Here is a 1,282-nt window from a genome sequence, read left to right on the forward strand (position 1 = left end):
ACCGCAGCCCCTGCGGCCAGGCCCGAACGCCGACCCCAGCTTTGACCCCGGCCCGCGCTGCCGGCCGCGCCTACCCCCGCCCCCCGGGTGCGTTTTATCGTCCTCTCGCACGGCTTCGGCTCGTCCCTTGAGGGGTACGGGCCACTGGCCGACTTCTGGGCCGCGTACGGCTTTGTGGTCGTCCAACCCACGCATCTCGACGCGCGGGCCCTCGGGCTGCCCCAGGACGACCCGCGCACCCCGGACATCTGGCGCTGGCGCATCCGTGACATGGTCCAAGTCGTCGACAGTCTGGGGGAGTTGGAGTCTGCGGTGCCGGGGCTCGACGGCCGGGTCGACCACCGGCGGATCGCCGTGGCCGGCCACTCCTTCGGCGGCCAGACCGCCGGCGCCCTGCTCGGGCTGCGCGTCCTCGACCCGGTCAGCCGGCAGGGCCCCGACCTCTCCGACGCACGGGTCACCGCGGGCGTGCTGCTGGCCACGGCCGGCACCGGCGGGGCCGACCTCTCGCCGTTCGCCGCCGAGCACTTCCCCTTCCTGCACCCGAGCTTCGCGCACCTGACCACCCCGGCCCTCGTCGTCGCCGGCGACCGGGACGACTCGCCGCTCTCGGTCCGCGGGCCCGACTGGCTGACCGACGCGTACGCCCTGAGCCCGGGTGCGGAAAGCCTGCTCACCCTGTACGGGGCGGAACACTCGCTCGGTGGCATCGCCGGCTACGAGGTGCGCGAGACCACGGACGAGCACCCCGGGCGCGTCGCCCTGGTCCAGCGGGCCACCTGGGCCTATCTGCGCCACGCGCTCGGCATCGAGGACGACAGTTGGGCGGCGGTGCGCCGGGCGCTGGCGCGTGATGCGGAACCGCTCGGGCGCATCGAGTCCAAGTAGGCCCCGGGGCGCGGCGACCGCGCCCGGACGCCCGCCCCGGCCGCACCGCACGGTGTTGCCGCCGGATGAACCAGGGTGAACGCCGATGAACACCCTGTGCCGGTGTGCGACCGGGCCCCGCGCCCGTCCGGCGCCGGCCGCGGATGGGGCGCGGGGCGCCGGGACGCCCGCGGCAGCCGAGGGAAACGCCAGCTCACCTCCGGGTGGGACGAGGTGGCGGCGACGTCACCGAGGCGGGCCGCGAGGTGGCAGGGCGGGCCGTGGGGCGGGCGCGCCGCAGCTCCCGGCCGCCGGTGGGGGGGAAAAGAAAGGGGGGGGGGGCCACGAGACGGACTCCGATGGGGGGTTGGGGGGGGGGGGGGTAAAAAAAAAAGGGGGGGGGGGGGGGGGGGGG

The 1,282-nt window shown here is 76.1% G+C and carries 1 protein-coding gene and 1 pseudogene; one reads left to right on the top strand and one right to left on the bottom strand.

Annotated features, from left to right (window positions below; translation table 11 throughout):
• The first annotated feature begins 57 nt into the window (after positions 1 to 57).
• Positions 58 to 888, top strand: coding sequence for an alpha/beta hydrolase family protein (locus AAHZ94_RS34240; RefSeq protein ID WP_349997581.1), 831 nt, complete (start codon positions 58 to 60; stop codon positions 886 to 888).
• Positions 889 to 1,081: 193 nt separating this feature from the next.
• Here AAHZ94_RS34240 and AAHZ94_RS34245 read toward each other — a convergent pair.
• Positions 1,082 to 1,282 (bottom strand): annotated as a pseudogene (locus AAHZ94_RS34245) (hypothetical protein); the annotation flags it as partial.

The sequence above is a fragment of the Streptomyces sp. HSW2009 genome (assembly GCF_040240285.1).
Taxonomy (GTDB): domain Bacteria; phylum Actinomycetota; class Actinomycetes; order Streptomycetales; family Streptomycetaceae; genus Streptomyces.